Annotated in this window: 23 protein-coding genes and 1 tRNA gene; 2 read left to right on the plus strand and 22 right to left on the minus strand. The window is 55.4% G+C overall.

The window, feature by feature from the left end:
* The 15 genes from RRY12_00665 to pyrR form a co-directional block, all read right to left on the minus strand.
* Complete coding sequence (locus tag RRY12_00665) at positions 1-1,875, minus strand: NADH-quinone oxidoreductase subunit NuoF (protein MEG2183181.1); 1,875 nt, start codon at positions 1,873-1,875, stop codon at positions 1-3.
* A 1-nt stretch (position 1,876) separates the two neighbouring features.
* Entirely contained in the window at positions 1,877-2,353 is a 477-nt protein-coding gene (locus tag RRY12_00670) for an NAD(P)H-dependent oxidoreductase subunit E (GenBank protein ID MEG2183182.1), read from the minus strand.
* Positions 2,354-2,510: 157 nt separating this feature from the next.
* A complete protein-coding gene (locus RRY12_00675; protein MEG2183183.1) occupies positions 2,511-3,161 on the minus strand; it encodes a redox-sensing transcriptional repressor Rex in 651 nt (216 codons plus the stop codon).
* Between the two features lie 84 nt (positions 3,162-3,245).
* Positions 3,246-4,268 carry a tRNA (adenosine(37)-N6)-threonylcarbamoyltransferase complex transferase subunit TsaD gene (gene tsaD / locus RRY12_00680; protein ID MEG2183184.1) on the minus strand — a complete coding sequence of 341 codons (1,023 nt, stop codon included), beginning with the start codon at positions 4,266-4,268 and terminating at the stop codon, positions 3,246-3,248.
* Positions 4,268-4,495, minus strand: coding sequence for a hypothetical protein (locus tag RRY12_00685; protein ID MEG2183185.1), 228 nt, complete (start codon positions 4,493-4,495; stop codon positions 4,268-4,270). The genes tsaD and RRY12_00685 overlap by 1 nt, the downstream gene beginning before the upstream one ends.
* Positions 4,474-5,022 (minus strand): hypothetical protein, encoded by a 549-nt coding sequence (locus tag RRY12_00690; protein ID MEG2183186.1) that lies wholly within the window; start codon positions 5,020-5,022, stop codon positions 4,474-4,476. Before RRY12_00690 ends, RRY12_00685 begins: the two co-directional genes overlap by 22 nt.
* Before the next feature lie 215 nt (positions 5,023-5,237).
* On the minus strand, positions 5,238-6,875 hold the full coding sequence (murJ, locus tag RRY12_00695; GenBank protein MEG2183187.1) for a murein biosynthesis integral membrane protein MurJ: 1,638 nt from the start codon (positions 6,873-6,875) through the stop codon (positions 5,238-5,240).
* A complete protein-coding gene (gene lptB, locus RRY12_00700; protein MEG2183188.1) occupies positions 6,869-7,618 on the minus strand; it encodes an LPS export ABC transporter ATP-binding protein in 750 nt (249 codons plus the stop codon). Before lptB ends, murJ begins: the two co-directional genes overlap by 7 nt.
* Entirely contained in the window at positions 7,615-8,694 is a 1,080-nt protein-coding gene (locus RRY12_00705) for a hypothetical protein (protein MEG2183189.1), read from the minus strand. The genes lptB and RRY12_00705 overlap by 4 nt, the downstream gene beginning before the upstream one ends.
* Before the next feature lie 93 nt (positions 8,695-8,787).
* Entirely contained in the window at positions 8,788-9,642 is an 855-nt protein-coding gene (locus RRY12_00710) for a hypothetical protein (protein MEG2183190.1), read from the minus strand.
* Positions 9,639-10,238 carry an orotate phosphoribosyltransferase gene (gene pyrE, locus RRY12_00715; protein ID MEG2183191.1) on the minus strand — a complete coding sequence of 200 codons (600 nt, stop codon included), beginning with the start codon at positions 10,236-10,238 and terminating at the stop codon, positions 9,639-9,641. The genes RRY12_00710 and pyrE overlap by 4 nt, the downstream gene beginning before the upstream one ends.
* A gap of 5 nt (positions 10,239-10,243) precedes the next feature.
* Positions 10,244-10,948: an orotidine-5'-phosphate decarboxylase gene (gene pyrF / locus RRY12_00720; protein ID MEG2183192.1), complete on the minus strand. Its 705-nt coding sequence runs from the start codon at positions 10,946-10,948 to the stop codon at positions 10,244-10,246.
* Positions 10,949-11,056: 108 nt separating this feature from the next.
* Positions 11,057-12,361, minus strand: coding sequence for a dihydroorotase (locus RRY12_00725; protein MEG2183193.1), 1,305 nt, complete (start codon positions 12,359-12,361; stop codon positions 11,057-11,059).
* Complete coding sequence (locus RRY12_00730) at positions 12,361-13,287, minus strand: aspartate carbamoyltransferase catalytic subunit (GenBank protein ID MEG2183194.1); 927 nt, start codon at positions 13,285-13,287, stop codon at positions 12,361-12,363. The genes RRY12_00725 and RRY12_00730 overlap by 1 nt, the downstream gene beginning before the upstream one ends.
* Before the next feature lie 13 nt (positions 13,288-13,300).
* Entirely contained in the window at positions 13,301-13,852 is a 552-nt protein-coding gene (pyrR, locus tag RRY12_00735) for a bifunctional pyr operon transcriptional regulator/uracil phosphoribosyltransferase PyrR (protein MEG2183195.1), read from the minus strand.
* Positions 13,853-14,076: 224 nt separating this feature from the next.
* On the opposite strand from pyrR, the gene RRY12_00740 reads away from it, so the two are divergent.
* The gene (locus RRY12_00740) at positions 14,077-15,954 is read left to right on the plus strand and encodes a molybdopterin-dependent oxidoreductase (protein ID MEG2183196.1); all 1,878 of its coding nucleotides are present in this window, start codon (positions 14,077-14,079) and stop codon (positions 15,952-15,954) included.
* Here the strand turns inward: RRY12_00740 and RRY12_00745 are convergent.
* The 7 genes from RRY12_00745 to RRY12_00775 all read right to left on the minus strand — a co-directional run bounded on the left by RRY12_00745 (position 15,944) and on the right by RRY12_00775 (position 21,940).
* Positions 15,944-17,161: a hypothetical protein gene (locus tag RRY12_00745; protein MEG2183197.1), complete on the minus strand. Its 1,218-nt coding sequence runs from the start codon at positions 17,159-17,161 to the stop codon at positions 15,944-15,946. The two genes, RRY12_00740 and RRY12_00745, sit on opposite strands and share 11 nt — an antisense overlap.
* Positions 17,162-17,249: 88 nt before the next feature.
* Complete coding sequence (gene frr, locus RRY12_00750) at positions 17,250-17,807, minus strand: ribosome recycling factor (GenBank protein ID MEG2183198.1); 558 nt, start codon at positions 17,805-17,807, stop codon at positions 17,250-17,252.
* Positions 17,808-17,849: 42 nt separating this feature from the next.
* Complete coding sequence (gene pyrH, locus RRY12_00755; GenBank protein MEG2183199.1) at positions 17,850-18,557, minus strand: UMP kinase; 708 nt, start codon at positions 18,555-18,557, stop codon at positions 17,850-17,852.
* 76 nt (positions 18,558-18,633) lie between these two features.
* Positions 18,634-19,230 (minus strand): translation elongation factor Ts, encoded by a 597-nt coding sequence (gene tsf, locus RRY12_00760; GenBank protein MEG2183200.1) that lies wholly within the window; start codon positions 19,228-19,230, stop codon positions 18,634-18,636.
* A 1-nt stretch (position 19,231) separates the two neighbouring features.
* Positions 19,232-20,056 carry a 30S ribosomal protein S2 gene (gene rpsB / locus RRY12_00765; protein MEG2183201.1) on the minus strand — a complete coding sequence of 275 codons (825 nt, stop codon included), beginning with the start codon at positions 20,054-20,056 and terminating at the stop codon, positions 19,232-19,234.
* Positions 20,057-20,189: 133 nt separating this feature from the next.
* Positions 20,190-21,677 carry a sodium/pantothenate symporter gene (panF, locus tag RRY12_00770; GenBank protein MEG2183202.1) on the minus strand — a complete coding sequence of 496 codons (1,488 nt, stop codon included), beginning with the start codon at positions 21,675-21,677 and terminating at the stop codon, positions 20,190-20,192.
* Positions 21,674-21,940 (minus strand): YhdT family protein, encoded by a 267-nt coding sequence (locus RRY12_00775; protein ID MEG2183203.1) that lies wholly within the window; start codon positions 21,938-21,940, stop codon positions 21,674-21,676. Before RRY12_00775 ends, panF begins: the two co-directional genes overlap by 4 nt.
* Before the next feature lie 186 nt (positions 21,941-22,126).
* On the opposite strand from RRY12_00775, the gene RRY12_00780 reads away from it, so the two are divergent.
* Positions 22,127-22,219: transfer RNA gene (locus RRY12_00780), tRNA-Ser, on the plus strand.
* Positions 22,220-22,382: the final 163 nt, after the last annotated feature.

A 22,382-nucleotide genomic window follows, 5' to 3' on the forward strand; every position in this document is an offset into this window, starting at 1 on the left:
TTAGCCCTCCTTTACGGCGTGGAAGGGGCATGCTGTGACGCACGCGCCGCATTTGACGCACTTTTCCCTGTCTATTGTGAACGGCTCTTTTATCTTGCCCGTTATTGCCTCGACGGGACAGCCGCGCGCGCATTTGGAACAGCCTTTGCAGAGCGACGGGTCTATTACGAAGCTCTTTAATTTTGTACAGGCGTTTACTGGGCAGTATTTTTGATTGATATGAGCCTCGTATTCGTCTCTGAAGTTTTTAATTGTGCTTATGACAGGCAGAGCCGCCGTCTTTCCGAGGCCGCATAGCGCGGTGTTTGAGATCATCTCAGCAAGTTCGAGCAGCAGCTCTATGTCGCCTTCGCGCCCCTCTCCTGCCACTATGCGTTCGAGGACGGCGAGCATCTGTTTTGTGCCGCCGCGGCAGGGCACACATTTGCCGCAGGACTCGTTCTGTGTAAAGTTCATGAAGAAGCGGGCTACCTCTACCATGCAGGTCTTACCGTCCATGACGACAAGGCCGCCAGAGCCTATCATTGCGCCAGCTGCTGAGAGCGAGTCGAAGTCAAGAGGCAGGTCGAGATCTTTCGCTGTGAGGCAGCCGCCGGAGGGGCCGCCTATCTGCACGGCTTTGAAATCCGCGCCGTCGCGCATCCCGCCGCCCACTTCAAAGACTATCTCGCGCAGCGTTGTGCCCATCGGCACCTCTATGAGGCCTGTGTTCTCTATGTTGCCTGTGAGCGCGAAGGCCTTCGTGCCGGGACTTTTTTCCGGGCCGAGGCTTTTGTACCACGCGGCGCCCTTATTTATGATTATCGGGACGTTTGCGAAGGTCTCGACGTTGTTGAGCACCGTGGGGCTGTCAAAGAGGCCGTGTTCCACTGTGCGCGGCGGCTTGACGCGCGGCATCCCGCGTTTTCCCTCTATTGAGGCGGTGAGCGCGCTTCCCTCTCCGCAGACGAAGGCGCCGGCTCCGCGGTTGATGTGCATTTTGAATGAGAAGCCCGTGCCCAGTATGTTTTCGCCAAGCAGCCCGAGCTTTTCCGCCTGCGCGATGGCTGTGCGAAGGCGCGAGACGGCCATCGGATATTCCGCGCGGACGTATATGTAGCCGTCTGCTGCGCCGCAGGCGAGCCCCGCTATCATCATGCCTTCGAGCATCCTGTGGGGGTCGCCCTCCATGACGCTCCTGTCCATGAATGCGCCTGGGTCGCCCTCGTCTCCGTTGCAGACGATGTATTTATTTTGAGCCTTCTGACGTTTCACCTGGCTCCATTTGCGTCCGGTCGGGAAACCGCCGCCGCCGCGCCCGCGAAGGTTGGATTCTTCGATGAGGCCTACGACTTCGTCGGCGGTCATGTCAAAGAGCGCGCGCTCAAACGCGGCGTATCCGCCTATGGCGAGGTATTCTTTTATTGAGGTGGCGTCTATGTGGCCGCAGTGTTCGAGGACGTGGCGCGTCTGCTTTTTGTAAAATGGTATCTCAGACTGTTTTTTGAAGCTTTCGCCGTTTTTATGATAGGCGAGGCGTGCGATGTGTTCCCCTCCTACTATCGTTTTTTCGACTATCTCGGCGCAGTCCTCTTCTTTTACCTTTACGTAGAGCCAGCCCTGCGGCTCTATGCGAACGAGCGGGCCCATTTCGCAGAAGCCGTGGCAGCCGGATTTTTTCAGCCCTACGGAGTCGTCGTGCGGCTCTTCTGCAAGCTCTACCGCGACGTTCACGCCTTTTTCTTCCATTATTGTTTTGAGTTTCTGAAATATTTCGAGCGAGCCGCTTGAAATACATCCAGTGCCCGCACATATCAATATTTTTTTCTTCTCTTCGGCGAGGCTTGCCGCGTATTTTACGCGGAGCTGGCGCAGCTCGTTGCGGTCGGTTATCATCTTACAGCTCCTCCTTTAGGGTGGCCAGCAGCGCGGCGGCCTTTTCGGGGGTCATGGCGGGATAGACTTTGTCGTTTACAGTGAGCACCGGAGCCAGGCCGCAGGCGCCGAGGCATGAGACAGTTTCCACTGTGAAGCCGAGGTCGTCGGTGGTAGCCTTTTTGTCTGACAGACCAAGTTCGGCACGGAGGCGTTCAAGAATGGGGATTGATTTTCGCACGTGGCAGGCTGTGCCGTCGCAGACCTTTATGACATATTTCCCCTTTGGATTAAGTGAGAAATTTTCATAGAAGGTGGCGACGCTGTATATCCGCGCCTGCGGAACGCCGAGCTTCTTTGAAAGATAGGGAAATATTTCGCGGGGCAGGTAGCGGAAATGCTCCTGAATGTCCTGCAAAATAGCTATGACTGCCGTACCTTGTGCGGCGTGTCCGTCAATGATGCTGTCGATGAGCGCATAGTCGAATTTCTCCGTCACTGTTATCCTTCTTTCTTTTTTTCTCCGCCGCCGGCGAAAGGCATAGCGCCAACAGCGGCCTCGTAGTTCATGGTCTCCGTTTATTTGAGAGCTATAAGTTTATGTAAATTGATTTGTGCTTTTTATTGAATAAAGCGGCCCAAAGGCGCGCCGTAGTTTACTGTTTTTCCTGCTGCTGCCTCAATCGGCTTGAAAGCGCCGCAAAGGAGGCCGCAAGATTTTCGTTTGTTATCAGTATGTCGGGAGGGACGTTCAAATGCACAGGGGCGAAGTTCCATATAGCCTTTATGCCGCCCAGTATCATCGCGTCGCATATTGCTTGCGCATGTTCCGCGGGCGCGGCTATTATCCCGATGTGGACGCCTATACGCGCGCTGTATTCCGTGAGCCGAGAGGCCTCGAATATCTCTTTTCCGGCCACGGTCGTGCCGATTACCTCCTGTGCGCTGTCAAAGCCGGCTATTATTGAAAGGCCGTACTGGTCGAAATTTTTATACGAAAGAAGCGCGCGTCCAAGGTTGCCGACGCCGGCCACTATCGCCTCGTGCGCGTTTTTGCAGCCGAGAAAATCTTCCATGTCGTCTATGAGGCCTTCAAGCAGAAATCCTACGCGCGGATTTCCGTCGACCTTTGAGACGGCGGCCAAGTCTTTTCTGACCTGAACAGGATGCAGCCCCAGCTTTGCTGCTAGGTTTGAGGATGATACGTAGATATTTCCTGCGTTTTTGAGCGCCTTCAGCTCTTCCAAATAGACCGGCATACGCTGTAGGGATTGTCTTGATATGCTTAGCGGCTTTGTGCTGTTCATGTTTGTCCCTCCCTGTTAATCAATCATCCAATATCGATAGTATAATAGCTTTATTGATTTTTGGCAAGCAGTTTCTTTTACGATTTACCATATACTCCACGACGGACTGGGCGAAAGAGAAAGGTCCGAGCGGTTGCCGCGCAAATATGAGTTGTAGCCTGCGGAGGCTATCATTACGGCGTTGTCTGTGCACATAGCGCGCGGCGGAAGAAAGAGCGCGACGCCGCTTTTTTGCGCGTAGGCGTGCAGCGCGTCCCGCAGTCCTGAGTTTGCGGCGACGCCTCCTGAGAGCGTCAGCCGTTTTACTCCGGTCTGTTTCACAGCGAGTTTTATTTTTTTGAGCAGGCTTTCTATAACGGCGCGCTGGAAGGAGGCGCAGATGTCTTCCACTGGAAGCTCGCCGCCCTTTGCGCGTTCTTTTTCGATGAGGTTTATTGCGGCGGTCTTGAGGCCGCTGAAGCTGAATTCTATCTCATGCGACGCAGCAAGCGGCATCGGCAAGGTAAAGGCCTGCGCGTCGCCCGCCTGAGCGAGCCGATCTATCACTGGGCCTCCGGGGTAGCCAAGGCCCAGCGTTTTTGAAACTTTGTCGTACGCTTCGCCGGCTGCGTCGTCGCGCGTGGCGCCAAGCAGAGTGTAGTCGCCGAAGGCGCGCACAAGCACGACTTCCGTGTGTCCGCCGGAGACTATGAGCGAGACAAACGGAGGCGAAAGCGTTGGGTTTGCCGCGACGTTTGCGAAGATGTGCCCTTCAAGATGATTTACCCCAAGCAGCGGGAGGTTCCATCCCTGAGCGAGCGCCTTTGCGGTCATGACGCCGACGAGCAGCGATCCCATAAGCCCGGGGCCGGAGGTGACTGCGATAAGGGATATTTCTTTTTCTGGGTTTTGTATGCCGGCCTTATCAAGCAGGTTTTCAATGAGCGGCAGTATCGCCTCCTGATGCATCCTGGAGGCAAGTTCCGGCACGACGCCTCCGTAGAGGCTGTGGGAATCTATCTGGCTTGAGATAAGGTCGCAGAGGACGACGCCGTTTTCGTCAATGAGCGCGGCTGCGGTGTCGTCGCAGCTTGATTCTATGCCGAGCGTGAGAAAGCGGGCGCTCATCAGTGGGAGCAGCCCCCGCATCCTGCGCAGCCGCCTGTGCAGCAGCAGCCCTTCGCGCGCCGCTGTTCTCCTTTTTTGTGTATGAGGACGCGGCAGCCGCACTTTGGGCACCGTTCAGCAAAGCCGGCGCTTTCAAAGAGCTCTCCGCAGCCGGCGCATTTATAGATATGTATATCTTTTATTTCCTCTTTTGTCTGCGACTGGTTTATTTTTTGGGAACAGTCCATTTCTCAGAATCCTCTCCGTAGCCGATCGTCACCTCGCTGCCCGGCTGTATGATGGAGGCGGGCACGGTGAAGGAGAAAAAGCCGCTGTATTTGGAGTCAAGTTCTCCGAACGGGTTTGTCATGCTGGGCGTAAGTATGTCGTTCTTGTCGGGGTGATAGTCGCCGACGGCGATTTTTTCATAATCGAAGTTCCATGGTTTGTACGCGTCAAGATGGACGATGAAGAGCGCTTTGCCCTGCGTCGCCTCCGTGCCGAAATACTGCGCCGCGTCATAGACCCAGCTTTCAAGTTTCGGGTTCGCGGTTATCGCTTTGGAAAGTTTCTCATCGACGTAGACGAATTGCAGCGCTCCGCGCGCTCCAAGCACCATGTCTCCCATGCGCTGCCCCTCTACCCACACGCTCGTTTGGCGCGCGTCAAGCAGCGGCGCCATCGGAGGAGCGTCCTGCGCCTCTTTTGCTGCGGCACTCCCGCAGAGGCAAGCGGCGGCGAGCAACCCTATAAGCAACACTAAATATTTTTTCATCTCAAACCTCTTTTCACTTTATTAAGACAACAAACAAAAGAGCCATACGAAAAAAATCTATCCATACGACTCTTAATAATATCATAAATATCGACAGTGCGGCTATCTGATGAAGGTAAAAGCGCCTTGGTAGAAGATGCGCCCAAACAGATACCCGAACAAATGAAGGTATCTGTGCCCGCTGTGCTAATTTTACGCAAGAGGACACGAGAGTTTTATTTTTTTCTGCGCGCGGCGTCCTTTATCCACTGCCATTCGGGACAGCGCAGCATGAAGGTAGAGAGGCCGTAGACCGCGCCCGCGCCGATTATCGCTGTGGCGAGCCACGCTATGCGAAGGAGTAGCTTTGAAGCGGCGGGGTATGGCAGCAGAGTTTTGAACGCAAGCAGCACCGCGACCATGAGCGCTATGGAGACGAATATTTTGAAGCTCCAGAGCGGCTCAAAGATCATGAGCTTCTGTTTTATATTGCGGGACAGACGCCAGGCGGCAAAGACGCTCGCCGCGGTGAAAGCAAGAGCGGAGGCGGCGGCAAGGCCGGCATAGGCGAAGAAGTGCATCAGCGTGACGCTTGCGAAAAGGTTGACGCCCACTGTGACGCCGGTTATGAGGATGGCCGCGCGCGGCATCCTGCGCGCGTAGATGGCGCGCATTATCACGGTGCTGGTGGCCATCCCGGGAAGGCCCAGCGCGTAAAGCGCAAGCGCGGTAGCCGTGGCGTGCCACGCCCATTCCGAAAAGGCGCCTCTAAAAAAGAGCAGGTGTATCACTTCGCTTGATATGATGGAGAGTCCCGCCGCCACAGGCAGCACCACAAAAAGGTCAAATCGCAGCGCGTCGCGGATGAAGTCGCGAAATTCAAGCGTTTTTGCCGGGTCCTGACGCGAGAGCATCGGAAGCACCGCCTGCGATATGGCTATGACGAAGAGCCCGAGCGGAAGCTGAAGCACCCTGTCCGCGTAGGTGAGGACGGAGATGGAGCCGGCGGCGAGAAACGAGCCGAGCATACGGCTTATGAGCGGGTTTAATTGGTTCAGTGAAAGCCCCGCGGCGTACGGTAAAAAAAGCACCATCATGCTGCGCAGGCGCTGGTCGTTTTTATTCGGCATCGCGGGCCGCAATGTCATTTTAAGACGCCCGCACCAGTAGACCTGTAAAAGCATGTGGAAGGCGCCGCCTATGAGCACCGCCGCAACGAGATTCCATATTGAAAGATGGCTGCGAGAAATAAGCAGGAAGGTGATGTAGGCGAGGTTGCTGACGGCGGGCGCTACAGCGGGGACGAAGAAGCTGCCGACGCTGTTTAGAACGCCCATTGCAAGCGCCCCAACTGAGACGAGCATGAGGAACGGGAACATGAAGCGCGTCATGCTGATGGCAAGCGCGCGCTCGTGCTGCGCAAAGCCGGGCGCCATTATGTCGACCAAAAAGGGCGCAAATAGGATGCCGGCCACCACTACGCAGGAACAGCCGAAGATGAGCACGGTGAGCGCCTGATTGGCAAGCCTTTGGGCGCTGTCGCGGCCGTCCGCCGTGAGCGTTCTGGAAAATACTGGCACGAACGAGGCCGAAAGCGCACCCTCCGCGAGAAGCTGACGCGAAAGGTTAGCCAGCGTGTAGGCGACGAAGAAGGCGTCAAGCTGGCGCGTGGCTCCGAAGAGCGCGGCGGTGAGCATCTCGCGCACAAGGCCGAGCACGCGGCTCACGAGCGTTCCCGCCATCATCCTCATGGCGTGGAAGACCATGCCGGACAGGTTTTTATTTTCTTCCATCATTGGCACAGGATCTCCATTAGGGTTCTGGCCGTCCGCCACAGGATCTCCGTTGGGGTTCTGGCCGTCAGCGCCTACCATGTAAAGTCTTTGCCAAGGTAGTACTTTCGCGCCTCTTTATTTTTGGCTATGTAGTCGGGCTTGCCCTCGAGGAAGACTTTGCCTTCGTAGATGAGGTAGGCCCTGTCTGTTATCGTCAGAGTTTCGCGAACGTTGTGGTCTGTCAGCAGTATGCCGTAGCCCCTCTCTTTCAGGTCGCGGATTATACCCTGAAGGTCGGCTACCGCTATCGGGTCGATGCCGCTGAACGGCTCGTCCAGCAGCAAAAAGAGCGGTTCAAGCGCAAGACAGCGCGCTATCTCGACGCGCCTGCGCTCGCCGCCGGAGAGCGAGACGCCCTTTGTATCTTCAAGGTGGCTCAGCCCGTATTCTTTGAGCAGGTAGGTTATCTTCTCCCCGCGCACGTCCTTTTCGACGCCGGACTCCTCCAGCACGAGGTCAAGATTCTGACGCACGGTGAGGCTGCGAAAGACGGAGGCCTCCTGCGGCAGATAGCCGATGCCGGCGCGGGCGCGCTCGTACATCGGAAGCTGCGTAAGGGGGATGTCGCCAAGCCATACGCTGCCTGATTCTGGATAGATGCGCCCCACTATCATGTAGAAGGTGGTGCTCTTTCCGGCGCCGTTCGGGCCTAGCAGCCCTATTATCTCGCCTTTTTTTATCTCGATGCTGACGTCGTTTACAACTTTTCTGTCGTTATATATCTTGACCAGTTCTTTAGCGCGCAGCACCTTCGCCTCGCGGTCTTCGCCCATCGGGATCATTTCTGTTCCACCCAGCTTTTTTCGCTGTCGCTCATCGCGGAATCTTTTGCGGGCTTTTCAGGCTTTTTGTCGGACGAGGCCGGCTCTGAAATTTTCTCCGCGTCGTTTTGCTTTGTCTTCACGTCGCTCTTTGACTGTTTTTTATTGGCTGTTTTGCCGTCTTTTTTGTCTTCTTTTTTATCTTCGTTTTTCTTTTTATCGTCTACGATGAAGGTTATTTTTGAGTTGCCTTTGGCCTCTATGTTGCGCGTATCCTCGTGCATCACCATCGTGTCCGCGGTGACGACCTTGCCGTCGCTGCGCACCGCCTTTGAGTTGCCGGAGACGACTATCGTGCCGCGCGCCTTTGAGTAGAGCGCCTTGTCTCCCGTCACTCTGGTTTTGAGGCCCTCTTTGTCTACATAGTCGAAGACGACGTTTTTATCGGCCGTCATCTCCTGCAGCGTTTCCTGGCCCGTCTTTTCGTCTTTTACGAGCACGCCGTCCAGCGTCTTCGCGGAGAGCACGAATTTCTGTATCATGTCTTCGTAGCGCTTTACGTCGCGCGCCCAGAACTTGTTTCCGGTCCTTGTGGCTTCCGCGGCTTTGAGCGCCCTGTTCTCAAAAACTCCGTCGACTGAGCCGCGCGCCTTGTAATCTTCCGTGCCCAGCTGCCACAGAACGTAGTCCGCGTTGAGCCGGTCCTTTGGAGCGCGCGTCAGCAGCACTTTGCCGAAGGCTTCTACCGTGCCGTCCGTCTTTTTTGTCTTGTCGCCCGTCCACGTCGCGCTGTCGGCTACTAGCTTTACTCCTTTTTCGGGGAAGTCGCCGCTTACGCCGCCGCTTATCGTCATTATCTCTTTTTCTGTATTGCCGTGCGCTTCCGCGCCAGTCAGCGTCGAGCCTTCGCGTTTGACTATTACGTTGCCCTTTGCGTGGGCCTCGTTTGTATTTACGTTATACTGAATATCGTCCGCGGAGAGCGTGCTCTGCGTTTTGCCCGGAACGGGCTGTACGGCTGCAAAAACGGCGCTTGCGGTCAACGCGCAGATTGCGGCGAGCAACAGCGCCGCGGCATGTTTTTTTCTGATAGTCATTAGGGACTCCTCTTTATTATATTCAAAAATAAAATGGCCCAGCGAAAAACGCTGAACGCTCTTATTTTACATTATTTTGATAAATATGTATCGTTATTTTTTCTCCGCCGGCTTAGCATTTACCCTATTCGCTATCATAGTGAATATCTCATGCAGAAAGACGAAAAATTCAGTATCTTCCGGCGGTACCGGAAGCGTCAGTCTGTTGGGGTACGCCGCCGCAGCGTTGCGTATGACCTCTGGCGTCCACGGGTCAAGAAGCACAAGCCAGCCGCGCTTTGAGGCTTCGTCAAGCGCCGCTTTGAGCGCCGCGCCGTCGCCGGAAAGCCAGCTTTTCCAGACGGAGTCGGGCGGGCGGACTATGCCGGATATCGAAGAACGTACCCATGTGCCCTCCGCGCCGGTCAAATCGAGCATACGCTTGTCGCGCAGCATGTGGCGGCCTATGCCCATAGTGCTGTCGATACGCGACTGAAACTCCGCAAGACGCCGCTGATAGTAGGCGTAGTTCGGCGTGTCGGCCGCGGCGATTATTTTCATTATTTCCTGCGCAATGAATGGAAGCATTGCCGGGTCGAAGAAGGCGCGGCGAAGCTGGTCCTCCGACATGGCGACCTTTTTATAGAGCAGGCGCAGATTTTTGTTGTTTTTTGATATTTTGAAGCGCGCCGCGTCGTCCGGGTCGAAGGCTATTACAAGCTCGGCGGCCCTGGGACGGCCCGTGGGTACGGTGGCCCCACCGCTGCCCCAGGTAGAAAGCGCCCTGACCGTGGCCTGTCTGCCGCCTATGAATGAGGCGACTTCGTAGAGCCACGGCGAGGTGACGGCTATTTTTACGTTCTCGGCTTGTGCGGCTTCTGTCGCTCCGCTGTAAAAGAGACAGAGCACGGCTGTGAGCAGAAGCCCGGGCAGCAGCCGCAGAGCGCGCCCGGGCGATGGCCGCCTCATTTTGTCTCCGGACGGCTTCCCGGCTTCACAAGCGGCAGCCCCTCTTTGCACATGGGGCATTCTTCCTCTTTGTATGAGGCGAAATGTACTTTCACCAGTGATTTCAGATCCCAGTCTGGAAGACAGGCCGCAGCCCGGCGGTCTACGATGCAGCCGGAGGCAGCCCAGTCCGCGCCGGCCGCGACAAGTATCTCTGCCGCCTCGCGTGAGGATTTTCCTGTGGTGCAGACGTCTTCCACGAGCGCAAAACGCAGCGCGCCGGGGTGCGGGAAGCGCTTAAGGCGCATTTCCCCGTCTACGCGCTCGGTGAATATGAAGGGCACTCCAAGCGCGCGCGCAACTTCGTGGCCGATGATGAGGCCGCCGAGCGCGGGCGACAGGATAAAGTCGGGCTTTGCCGGAGCAAGCAGTTTGGCAAGCTCGGCGCCGGCGTAGGCCGCGTATTCGGGATAGCGCAGCATCAGCGCGCACTGCATGTAATTGTCGCTGTGCAGGCCCGATGTAAGTTTAAAGTGGCCCTGTAGGTGCGCGTCGCTTTTTTTCATCATTTCAAGTATTTTATTTGAAACTTCGTTGCCTGCGCAAATATTTTCCATGGTCTCTACTCCACTCCCTCAAGCGTCTTTATTATCTCTTTTGCCGCGGCTATCGGGTCGTGCGCCTCCAGTATGGGGCGTCCGACTACGATGTACGAGGCTCCAGCCTCCGCCGCCTCTTTCGCTGTGGCGACGCGGCTCTGGTCCTCGGTGCTTACTTTATGCGCGCGAATGCCGGGCACGACGCGCAGTAATTTTTCGGCTTTTCCAGCAAGCAGCGAAAGGTCGAGCGGAGAACAGACTATTCCATCCATGCCGGCGCGCTGTGCGGTCGTTGCGCGTCCTGTGAGGGCCTCTTCCATTTTGGAACCGGGGTGTACGTCGCTCCAAAGTTCGCCGCCTAAGCTTGTCAGCACCGTGATGCCGAGCAGCTTCATTTTGCTTTTAGTTTTATCGCGCATCGCTACGCTTCGCGCCATCATTTCGTATCCGCCGGAGGTGTGCAGCGTCAGCGCCCAGAGGCCAATTTCCGAAAGCGGCTCTACCGCGGAGGCTACTGTGTTTGGGATGTCGTGCAGTTTCAGGTCCAGAAAAAGCTCGTAGCCCATGTCGATTATCTCGCGGGCGAATGCCGTGCCGCCCAGCGCGTAAAGGCGCGGGCCTATTTTGACATATTTAGTGGCCCTGTCAAGGCGTTCCAGGAAGGAACGCGCGTCGTCCAGAGTCGGAACGTCTACGGCGGCGATAAGGCCGCAGCGGTTGTCTTTCATTTATTTTTCCCTCCTCAGAGTGATAGCACAACCGAAAAACAGTTGTGCTATCTTGTTTGCTCTATATATTATAACCGATTCTATCTATATTCGTGCTCTGTATACTTCTTAAAGCTCTTCTTCGTCCTGCCAGATTTTGTTTCCTTCGACGTAGGTCATTACGGGCCAGCCGGTGAGCGCTATGCCCTCCCACGGGCAGCAGCGCGCCTTGCTTTTCCATGTGCGGCAGTCGACGATGCGCGTTCTTTCTTCGTCTATGACGGTGAGGTCGGCGCAGGCTCCCTCTTCGATGCGTCCCAGTCCCTGCCATTTTTCCGTAAGCAGTGCGGCGGGTGAAGAGGTCATCTTTGTAAAGAGCAGTTCAAGCGGCACTTTCGGATAATTTCTCGCGCGGTAGTCAAGCAGCACGGCGGCGGCGCATTCAAGCGACGCAATGCCGAAGGGAGCTTCCTGGAACGGCTCGTCTTTTTCGTCCATGTGCCACGGCGCGTGGTCGGTCACTATCGCGTCTATCGTGCCGTCCTGAAGGCCTTCCCAGAGCGCCTTTTGGTCGGCTTCCGCGCGTAGCGGCGGGTTGACCTTGAAGCGCGCATTGTAGCCGCTGTTTATTACGGCGTTTTCGTTGAGCGTCAGGTGGTGGAAGGTCGTGTCGCAGGTGATCTCCAGTCCGGCGCGTTTCGCGTTGCGGATGAGCTCCACCGCGCCCGCGCTTGACAGGTGCGTGAAGTGGATGCGGCCGCCAGTCTCGCGTACCAGCGCTATGCCACGCGCTACGTCTATTTCCTCGGAGGCGCCGGGGATACCCTTAAGGCCGGAAAGGGCGCTTACGCGGCCTTCGTGAACCTGTCCGCCTTTAAAGAGGCTGATTTCCTCGGGGTGCTCCATTATCCTGGGCAGTACGTGTCCCGTGTAAAGCAGCGCGAGTCGGAGAAGCTGGCTTGTGGCTACCGGCGCGCCGTCGTCTGTGAAGAATACCGCGCCCGCCTCCGCCATTTTTTCCATTTCGCAAATCTCTTTGCCTTCGCGGTGCTTGCTGACGCAGCCGGCGGGAAGGATGCGCGCTGCGTGCGCGGCCGCTCCGTGGCTCATCACATATTCGACGAGCGCTGGTTCCGATACGGCGGGCTTTGTGTTTGGCATGGCGACCAGTGTCGTGAAACCGCCGGCGGCTCCGGCGCGCGCGCCGCTTTTCAGGTCTTCGTTCCATTCCTGACCCGGGTCGCGGAAGTGGGCGTGGAGGTCTATGAAGCCCGGGGTGAGCAGTCTGCCGTTGCCGTCGACTACATCCGCGCCTTCGCATTCAAGTCCGCAGCCTATCTTCGCTATTTTGCCCTCTTCAACGAGAAGGCTGTCTTCTTTTATAAAATCTGTTCCGTTGAATATCTTGAAATCTTTAAAGAGCGTCTTTCCCATTATCTTGCACCTCCGCCGCAGAGATATAGCAGCGCCATTCTCGTCGCCACTCCCGAACGCACCTGCTCAAGTATCACGCTCTGATGGCCGTCGGCCACCTCCGAGGCGATTTCCACACCCCTGTTGATGGGGCCTGGGTGCATCGCAAGAGCGCCCGGCTTCGCGTACTTCATCAGTTCCTCGTCCGCGCCCCACCAGCGGTGGTATTCGTCTACCGACGGGAAGAGTCCGTCCTGCTGGCGTTCGCGCTGTATCCTAAGAAGATAGACCATGTCGGCGTTTGCGACGGCCTTGCGCGGGTCGCGTTCGTAGCTTACGCCAAGAGCGTGCGCTTCGCGTGGCATCATTGTCGGCGGGCCTGAAAGCACCACGTCGCAGCCCATCGTTTTGAAGGCTATGACGTCGCTGCGGGCTACGCGGCTGTGAAGCACGTCGCCTACGAGGGCTATTTTGCGTCCCTCAAGGTCGCCCAGATGCTTCCATGCCGTGTAAAGGTCAAGAAGAGCCTGCGTCGGATGCGCGTGCGTGCCGTCGCCCGCGTTGAGCACTATGCCGCGCTTCAGTTTTGAGGCGAGGTATTGGGCGGCGCCCACCGCGCCGTGGCGCATAACGACTATATCGGCTCCCATCGCCTCAAGCGTCCATGCGGTGTCGCGCATGGTCTCGCCCTTTGAGGCGCTGGAGCCAGAGACCGACCAGTTCACGACGTCGGCCGAGAGCATTTTTTCTGCAAGTTCAAACGATACCCTTGTGCGCGTCGAGTTTTCAAAGAAGAGATTGACGCACATCTTGCCGCGAAGCGCGGGCACCTTTTTGACGGGCCTGTCCATAACATTTTCCATGTGCCTTGCCTGATCGAGCAGGAAATAAAGTTCCTCGCGCGTCCAGCAGTCAAGGTCTATAACGCTGCGATGACGCCAGGTCATCTGCCCTATTTCATTAAGCATCTCGCTCACAGATTACCACCTCGTCCTTTCCGTCCAGTTCTTCGACTTTTACCTCTATTACTTCACTCTTTGATGTAGGAACGTTTTTGCCGCATATATCGGCGTGTATCGGAAGTTCGCGGTGTCCGCGGTCTATTATCACCGCAAGCTGGACTATCTCCGGGCGTCCGAGGTCTACGAGCGCCTCTAGCGCCGCGCGCACCGTGCGTCCCGTGTAGAGGACGTCGTCGACGAGGAAGAGGTGTTTGCCGCTGATGTCGCACGGCATTCTCGTGCTGTGGACGATGGGCTGCTCGGAGAGCGTTGTGAGGTCGTCGCGGTAGAGAGTGATGTCAAGCTCGCCGCACGGCACCTTTGAGCCTTCGGCCTCTTCGATGAGCTTCTGGAGCCTGCGCGCAAGATATACTCCGCGCCTGTGTATGCCTACCAGCACCATGTTTTCAGTGCCCTTGTTGTGCTCCACCATTTCGTGGGCTATGCGGCGAATTACGCGGTTCAAGTCCTGAGCGCTCATAAGCTGCGCTTTTTCTTTCAGTTCCGCCATAAGTATCCCTCCGTTTTTTTATTTTATATTTTAAACTTAATAAACTTCGCAGTGCTCGCGCTTCATATTTCCCTGTCGAAGAAATTATACCCCAATATTTTTTATTGTGCAAGCGGTTGCAAAATATTATTTTGTAAAATTTGCGCGCTGCGTCCGATGTTGGGCTATGTCATTGCGCCTGCGGCCATGTGACCGTATAATTTTTAAAAAAGGAGTGACGCCGAATGTCAGCCGAATGGAAATATACAGCCTGCCCTTACGACTGTCCGTGTACCTGTTCCATAAAGGCGCGCCATATCAACGGCGTAGTTGAGATGCAGCCGAACACGGACAATAAATGGAGCAGGTTCGTCTGCGCGAAGGGGCGCAGATCTATAGACCGTCTGCACGATCCGCACAGGCTCACCTCTCCGCTTTTGAAGGGGCCTTCCGGCTTTTCCCGCATCAGTTGGGACGACGCGCTTGGCCTCTGGGCCGAAAAGATTTCGCAAAGCCGCGCGCAGTACGGGCCACATTCCGTAATGTCCCTCACGGGCGCAGGTTCGATGACATTTTCAAAGCAGCTTATCCCGGCCTTTTATTCGGCGCTTGGAGGATGTTCCGCCACAAAGGGCAGCCTCTGCTCGACCATCGGCTCTACCGGCCTTAAAGAATCTACCTGCGGCTTCGGCGTGCCGTATCTTTCATTTGAAGAGATGGGCAAGGCGCGCGGCATACTTTTTTGGGGACGCAACAGCTTCGCCACTCAGCCAAATCAGACGCCGTTTTTATTTTCGTTTGTAAACAACGGGGGCGAGACCGCCTCTATTGAGATACGGCGCTCAGAAACCGCGGACTCGTGCAAACAATTCTGGCGCGTGGCTCCCGGCGGCGACTGGGCGCTTGCCGCGTGGCTCTGCCGTGAACTTTTAGAACGCGGCGCGGACTGTAAAAAATGGCGCGGCCGCTGCGACAACGCTGATAAATTTGTCTCCTTCATCAATTCAATAAATAAAAACGGACTTCTTGCCGCCGCCGGCATCCCCGAGGAGACGGCGCATGAAATATACGAATGGCTCGCGTCGCACGCGCCGGTCACGCACATCCTGGGCTACGGAGCGCAGAGGTACTGCCACGGCGACCTCCAGTTCAGATGGATATTCGCGCTTTCCGTGCTCCTTGGCGGTTTTGAGAACGCGGCGGCGGGGCTTTCGTTCAGCAAGGACGAGGGCGCGCTCTTTCCGGCCGGGCTCTTTGAAAGATGCGAAAATGTGCGGCGCTTCGGCGTCTCGTCATGGCCTTCGGAAATAATCGCAGCCGACCCTCCCGTGCGCGTGCTGAACATCATGTGCTGCAATCCGGCGCAGCAGACGCCTGACGCGGCCGCTGTCGAAAAGGCTTTTTCCGCAGTTGATTTCAAGGCGTGCAGCGAAATGTTCATGACAAAGACGGCGCAGCTCTGCGACTTAGTTCTGCCTTCATCAATATATCTTGAAGAGGAGGACTGGATCGGCGCCTACGGCCACAGCTACCTCTCGCACAACGAAAAAATAACGGAACCGCGCGCCGGATGCAAAAGCGATCTGCAAATTTACGACGAATTGGCGCGAAAGCTTGGGCTTGACCTCGACCTCTCACAGCTCTACGCGAAGATGAACGACGCGCTGCTTGCCGATTCAAGGCTAAAGAGCGCTGGGAAAAATCTTTATAAATGGAGTGAACCGTGTTACTGGAAACTGCCCGAGTCGCGCGCGCTGCTGCCCGACCGCGCGCCTCAGCAGATGATGCCGCCGAAGGGATATATAAGGCTCGTCACAGTGCATTCCGACAGGTATATAAACGGGCAGAGCGCGGACGCGCCGTCCTGCGCGAAGGAACTCGTCATCCGGCTCTCGGAGCATCTATGTGAGAAAAGAGGGATAGCCACAGGAGACGAGGTCTGCGTGCTCTCTGAAAACGGCGCCGGAATAAACATGAGGGCGGAGGCCGACGCGTCGCTTTCACCGGGGACGGCCTGGACTTATCAGGGACTGCCCGAAATAAATATGCTGACGTCAGCTCGCCCCGCACCCGGAAAGGGCGCGGCATACGCCGAATGTTTTGTGAAGGTATTTAAATTGTAGCTGCGTGATCTTCTGCCGCTTCAAGATATTTTGCTAGCGCGGCCGTCTCTTTTGCACGGATGTGCGCGCCTATCTGCGGCCCTTTGAGATTTTCAAACAAGCCCTCTTTCGCGGCTTCGTCCATGACGCGGATGCAGGCGCCGTTTTCGCGCAGGTACGCCGGAAGCGTTTCGTTGTACGCCGCAACGACGGCGCAGAGGCCGTCAATTCCAAGCGGGCTCGCCTGCGCCGCGCGAAGCAGGTCGCGTATGGTGGCAGCGTTTGTAAGATGCGGCGCGCGCGTCTCTTCTTTTATGACAAAGGCGGCGCACTGGCGCCATTTTTTTGGCAGACCGAGAGCTTTATCTATCTTTGGCAGCACCTCAAGCCGCACCGATTCTTGGCAGAAGTGATGTGGGAGCTCGTGCACAAGCGCCGCAAAGCGCACTTCAAGCCGCGTCGTATCTGCCGCCGCGCGGTCGAGGCCCTCCATTGAGCGTTCAAAGGCGTCGCTCTCTGGACGGCATAAGTTAGGTTTGCTATTTCCAATAAGCCCAAAAAGCCACGGAAATTCACTCGAAAGCAGCCCCGCCGCGCGAAGGGCGCGGAAATAGACGGAGGGCCGCTCGCAGGCAAGCGCCTTTTTTAGTTCCGCAAATTTTCGTTCTTTAGGTTCCAGCGCAAGTTCCGCCGCACATTTGTTCATCATGGCAAGAGTGCGCGGCTCTATCTCAAAACCAAGCTGCGCCGCCTGACGCGCGGCGCGCAGCGCGCGCACCGGGTCTTCGAAAAAATGAGAGGAGACGGCGCGGATGGTTTTTTCTGCTATGTCCCTTTCGCCGCCAAACGGGTCTATCAGCGTTCCACGGTCGTCCAGCGCAATGCTGTTTATCGTAGTGTCGCGGCGGCGGAGGTCTTCTTCTATCGTTATAGCCGCGTCGCAGACAAAATTAAAGCCCTTGTAGCCCGTGCCGTTCTTTTTTTCTTTACGCGCGAAGGCAACTTCGCACAAGGCGCCGTCTATGGACAGAAGAAATACTGGAAACGAATGACTCACCGGACGCGCATCCGGAAAAATTTTCAAAAATCTATCAAGCGAAAGCCCGCAGATGACGTAATCGCGGTCGTGGACGAAACGCCCCATCAGTCCGTCGCGCACGGCTCCGCCCACTAGGTAGGCTCGGCCCCGGGCCGCTTTCACAGCCTGAAAAAATTCTTTCTGCGTCATTGTCATTCCTCCGCTTTGTGCGTTCGTATCTGCCTTATGATAACAAAAAAGCCGCCGAAGACGGCGGCTCATTCTCGTTCAATATCGCTTAGTTGTCCATTATCTCTTTTTCTTTTTCCACAAGCGAGCTGTCTATTTTTTTGATGAAGGCGTCGGTCTTGTCCTGAGCCTCTTTCTGGAACTTCTTAAGCTCGTCCTCGGTGATTTTGCTATCTTTTTCCAGCTTTTTGAAGGACTCGATGGCGTCGCGGCGTACGTTGCGGACCGCGATGCGAGCCTCTTCCGCCAGTTTGTTGACCATTTTTTTAAGTTCAAGACGCCGCGCCTGCGTCAGCTCCGGCAGGTTGAGACGAATAGACTCGCCGTCGTTCTGCGGAGTGATGCCGAGGCTTGAGGTCTGGATGGCCTTTTCGATTGATTTTATCGCGGTCTTGTCCCACGGCGTGATCACTATCTGACGCGCCTCCGGGACGTTGACGCTGCCCATATTTTTTACGGGCGTCAGTGTGCCGAAATAGTCCACCTTTATATCTTCGACAAGTGCGGGATGCGCTCTACCGGTGCGGATGCCAAGCATGGCTCCCTTAAGGTGTTCTATGCTCTTTTCGCAGCGCGTGTTTAGTTCCTTGATTACGTTCTGAGGCATACGGGTCACTCCTTATAAGATTTTTTATAATTATAATACTCTTTATGAAACTATAGAGCCAATATTTTCTCCGTCAATGAGAAGCCTGCGTAAATTTCCCTTTTTCAATACGTCAAAGACTACTATAGGTATGTTGTTTTCCTGGCAGAGCGAGAAGGCCGCGGCGTCCATCACTTTGAGCTGTTTCTGGAGCGCGTCCATATAGCTGACGTGCGGTAGCTTTACCGCGTCTTGATATTTCGCCGGGTCTTTATCATAGATGCCGTCGACTTTCGTAGCTTTGAGAAGGCAGTCGACGCCTATTTCGGAGGCGCGAAGCGCCGCAGTCGTATCCGTTGAGAAATAGGGAGAGCCTGTGCCCGCGGCAAAGATGACTATGCGGCCCTTTTCGAGGTGGCGCATCGCGCGGCGCCTGATGACCGGCTCCGCTATCTCACGCATCTCTATTGCCGACTGAACGCGCGTAGGCTGGCCAAGGCGCTCTAGCGCGTCTTGAAGCGCGAGCGCGTTTATGACCGTGCCAAGCATTCCCATATAGTCGGCCTGAGCGCGCTCAATGCTTTTGGTCTGAGCGCCGCGGATAATGTTGCCGCCTCCGACTACCATTGCGATGCTTATTCCTTCGGAGGCCACGTCGGTTATCTCTTCGCAGATGTTGCGCACTGCGTCGGGATTCACTCCGAAATGGCTGTCTCCGGCAAGTATTTCTCCGGAAAGTTTCAGCAGTATTCTCTTATATGTCTTCTCCACGATTTCACCTTCCGATACGATTTTTTGCTAAAAAAAAACGAGGGATATAATCCCCCGTTTTTTAGTTTTTTAGGAGTTAGCCTTCGATCATGAAGCGCGCGTAGCGGCGGACGATGATGTTTTCGCCGATTTTTGCGATGTTTTCAATGACGAGATCCTTGATCTTCACTTCGGGGTCACGCACGTATTTCTGCTCCATGAGGCAGTTTTCCTCATAGAATTTGTTGATGCGGCCTTCGGCGATCTTTTCGAGCATCTTTTCAGGCTTGCCCTCTTCGCGGGCCTGAGCAATGATGACCTGCTTTTCATGCTCGATGATGTCCGCGGGGACCTCTTCAGGGGTGATGTAAGTGGGGTTTGAAGCGGCGATGTGCATCGCTATTTCATGGCCCAGCTTGTTGAACTCGTCTGTGCGCGCGACAAAGTCTGTCTCGCAGTCAAGTTCAAGAAGAACGGCAAGTTTCGCGTTGCTGTGGACGTAGGTGAACATTTTGCCCTGAGACGCTGTGCGCTCGGCCTTTTTGGCCGCTTTGGCGAGGCCCTTTTCGCGAAGATAATCGCAGGCCTTGTCCATGTCGCCGTCGCATTCGACAAGCGCCTTTTTGCAGTCCATCATTCCGACGGATGTGCGAGCGCGAAGTTCGGACACCAATGCTGCTGTGATATTTGCCATATTAGTTAGTCTCCTTCCAGCCCTTCTGCTCCGCCAGCTCTTTTTCACGAACCTTTACCTCTTCAGCCGCTGAATCGTCCACTGCGGGCGCTTCTTCGGCGGGAGCGGCTTCGGGAAGAGCCTCTTCCTCAACGCGTGCGTCCTGACCCTGGCGGCCTTCGATGAAGGCGTTTGCCATAAGTCCGACTACGAGTTCGATGGCGCGGATGGCGTCGTCGTTTCCGGGGATGGGGTAATCTACGACGTCGGGGTCGCAGTTTGTGTCAACGATTGCGATGACGGGGATATCAAGCTTGTGCGCCTCAAGTACGGCGATCGTCTCACGGCGCGGGTCGATGATGAAGAGGGCGTCGGGGATGTCCTTCATCTCCTTGATGCCGGAGAGGTATTTTTCAAGCTTTTCACGCTCTTTGCGGAGCTGGATGATTTCTTTCTTGGGGTATCTGTTGATGCTGCCGTCCTCTTCCATCTGCTGAAGCTCGACCATGCGCTGCACGCGGCGGCGAATGGTGGCGAAGTTCGTAAGAAGGCCGCCCAGCCAGCGCTGGTTGATATAGAACTGGCCAGCTTTGAGAGCTTCGTCGCGGATGGGATCCTGCGCCTGACGCTTTGTTCCTACAAAGAGGATGCTGCCGCCCGACTTTGAAACTTCACGAACGAAGTCATAGGCCTTTTCAAGCCCTTTGACCGTCTTCTGAAGGTCGATTATGTAGATGCCATTGCGCTCTGTGAAGATGAACGGCTTCATCTTCGGGTTCCAGCGTCTTGTCTGATGTCCGAAATGGACGCCGCATTCAAGAAGCTGTTTCATACTTACTACTCCCATGTGAATCCCTCCTGTTTTTTCCTCCAGACGCTTCATCCGAAACGAGCCCGCATTGGGGAACCTCATTTACGTCAGCGACTGTGCGTGGTTTACACCGTTCCCAAGTATATCATGCGAACTGTATAAAAACAACCTACGATTCTATCTCAAATTCCTTGAGGCGCTCTGCGCTCTCCTCTTTACCAAACAGGCTGCCGACGATGAAGACGACTATCGCTATTGCGAGCGTAGGCACTATGGCCGTCGTGCCGCCCACGCTCACCTTTGAAATGGTGAAGTAAAAGAACGAAGCGGTCCCGCATATCATGGACAATATCACTCCTGTAGAGTTTGCGCGGCGCCAATAGAGGCCGAATAACGTCGGGCAGAAAAATACCGCCTCCAGCCCTCCGAAAGCAAAAAGATTTATCCATACAAGCAGCGACGGCGGCCTCATCGCGGCGAAAAAGACGAGCACGCCGACCACTCCCGTGACGATGAGGCTCATTCCGCGGATTTTTGAAGGAGAAAGGCGCGCCGCATCGTTTTTAGCGACGTAATGAAAATAAATGTCCTTTACGATGGCGGCGGAGCACATGATGAGCATCGAATCGACCGTGGACATGATGGCAGCAAGCGGACCTGCGATGAATATGCCGGCCCAGAACGGCGACATCAGGCGAACTGTAAGAGTAGGAACGGCAAGGTCGCCCACCGCGATATCGGGAATGACCGCGCGCCCCATCGCGCCTACGAGATGCATCGCGAGCATCGTGAAGCCCACGACGAACGTCCCGATGATCATTGCGTTGTGCATCGAGCGCGAGTCCTTATAGCCGAGGCATTTCTGCGTAGTCTGCGGAAGGCCCAGGATGCCGACGCCGACAAGCACCCAGAAGGAAAGGATGAACGGCTTCGGGATGGCGTTGCCGCCTCCGGTCGGGGTAAGAAGCTGCGGGTCTATCGAGTAGAGCGTCCTCATGATGTTCTCCACTCCACCGCCCGCCGAAATCACTGCGTAAAGGATGGCGACGGAGGCAAAGAGCATCATGATGCCCTGAATGGTGTCCGTCAAAACTACGGCGCGAAAGCCGCCGATGGTCGTATAGATTATGACCGTCAGGCCGAATATCAAAAGCCCCGTCTGATAGGAATAACCGGTTATGGATTCAAAGAGCCGCGCGCCTCCTATGAACTGCGCCAGCATAGAGGCCATGAAAAAGACAAGCAGCGCGACGGATGCCAAGATGACGACGGCGTCGCTGCTGTACCTCGCGCGCAGAAAATCCGTGATGGTGACCGCGTGAGTACGGCGCGCGATAAGCGCAAAACGTTTGCCCAGCACTCCAAGCGTCAGAAAGGCGGTAGGCACCTGTATCATGGACAGAAGTATCCACCCAAGCCCCACGTTATAGGCGACGCCCGGGCCGCCCACAAAGCTGCTTGCGCTCGTATAGGTCGTGATTATCGCCATAGCGAGCACGAAGCCGCCCATTGAACGGCTGCCGATGAAATATTCTTCCATGAAGCCGGCTGTGTCGGTCCTCTTTCCGGCCGAACGGCTGGCCCACGCGGCAACGCCCATAATGAGCGCAAAATAAAGAACGAGCGGGATTATCATCCCAAGTCTGTTAATAATCATTTCTTCTCCTCATGGTCGTCCTGGATAGAAAGATCCTTGAACATCATCCTGATTGCGGCCCACAGCAGAAAAGAAATGCCGATATAGCCGACGATGCAGCTATAAAAGAACCATTCAGGGAAGCCAAAGATATAGTTGTACTCCGCCGGGTCGTCGCCAAAACCATAAGCGGTGACGTACCACCAGGCAAAGAATAAAAGATAGAGCCCGACAATGATGAACGTTTCTTTTTTCGTAGTCTTCAAAAATCCTTTAGAAGCCAATGTGCAGCCCTCCAGCAATGTGCCGTAATGTTCCTATGGCGCAACAGTATAGTACATTTAGATAAAATCAACAATATTAGTAAAGTTTTTTCTTCCTCCCGCCTCAAAATCAAAAGAGTTTTAATTAGAACTGCCGCTTGAAAAGTTTAGGAAATCGGGTATAATGCATTACGTCCTTCAGTGCGGGGAGGGGTGGCCGAGTGGTCGAAGGCGGGCGACTCGAAATCGTCTTAGCGGTGCTGAGCCGCTACGTGGGTTCAAATCCCACCTTCTCCGCCAACGCATACACAAGCCTTGCGGGCGCAATGTCCGCGAGGCTTTTTTGTAAACTTAACTTGCAGCTTTTTCTTTGGTGGAATTATTTTCGGCCCTTTTAAAATTTCTTAAAATTTCCAGCGCCAGCATCGCGGACAAATTGACTGAATTGAAACTTGACTCTATT

Origin of the sequence: Cloacibacillus sp. (genome assembly GCA_036655895.1) — a bacterium.
In the GTDB taxonomy this organism is placed as follows: Bacteria; Synergistota; Synergistia; order Synergistales; family Synergistaceae; genus JAVVPF01.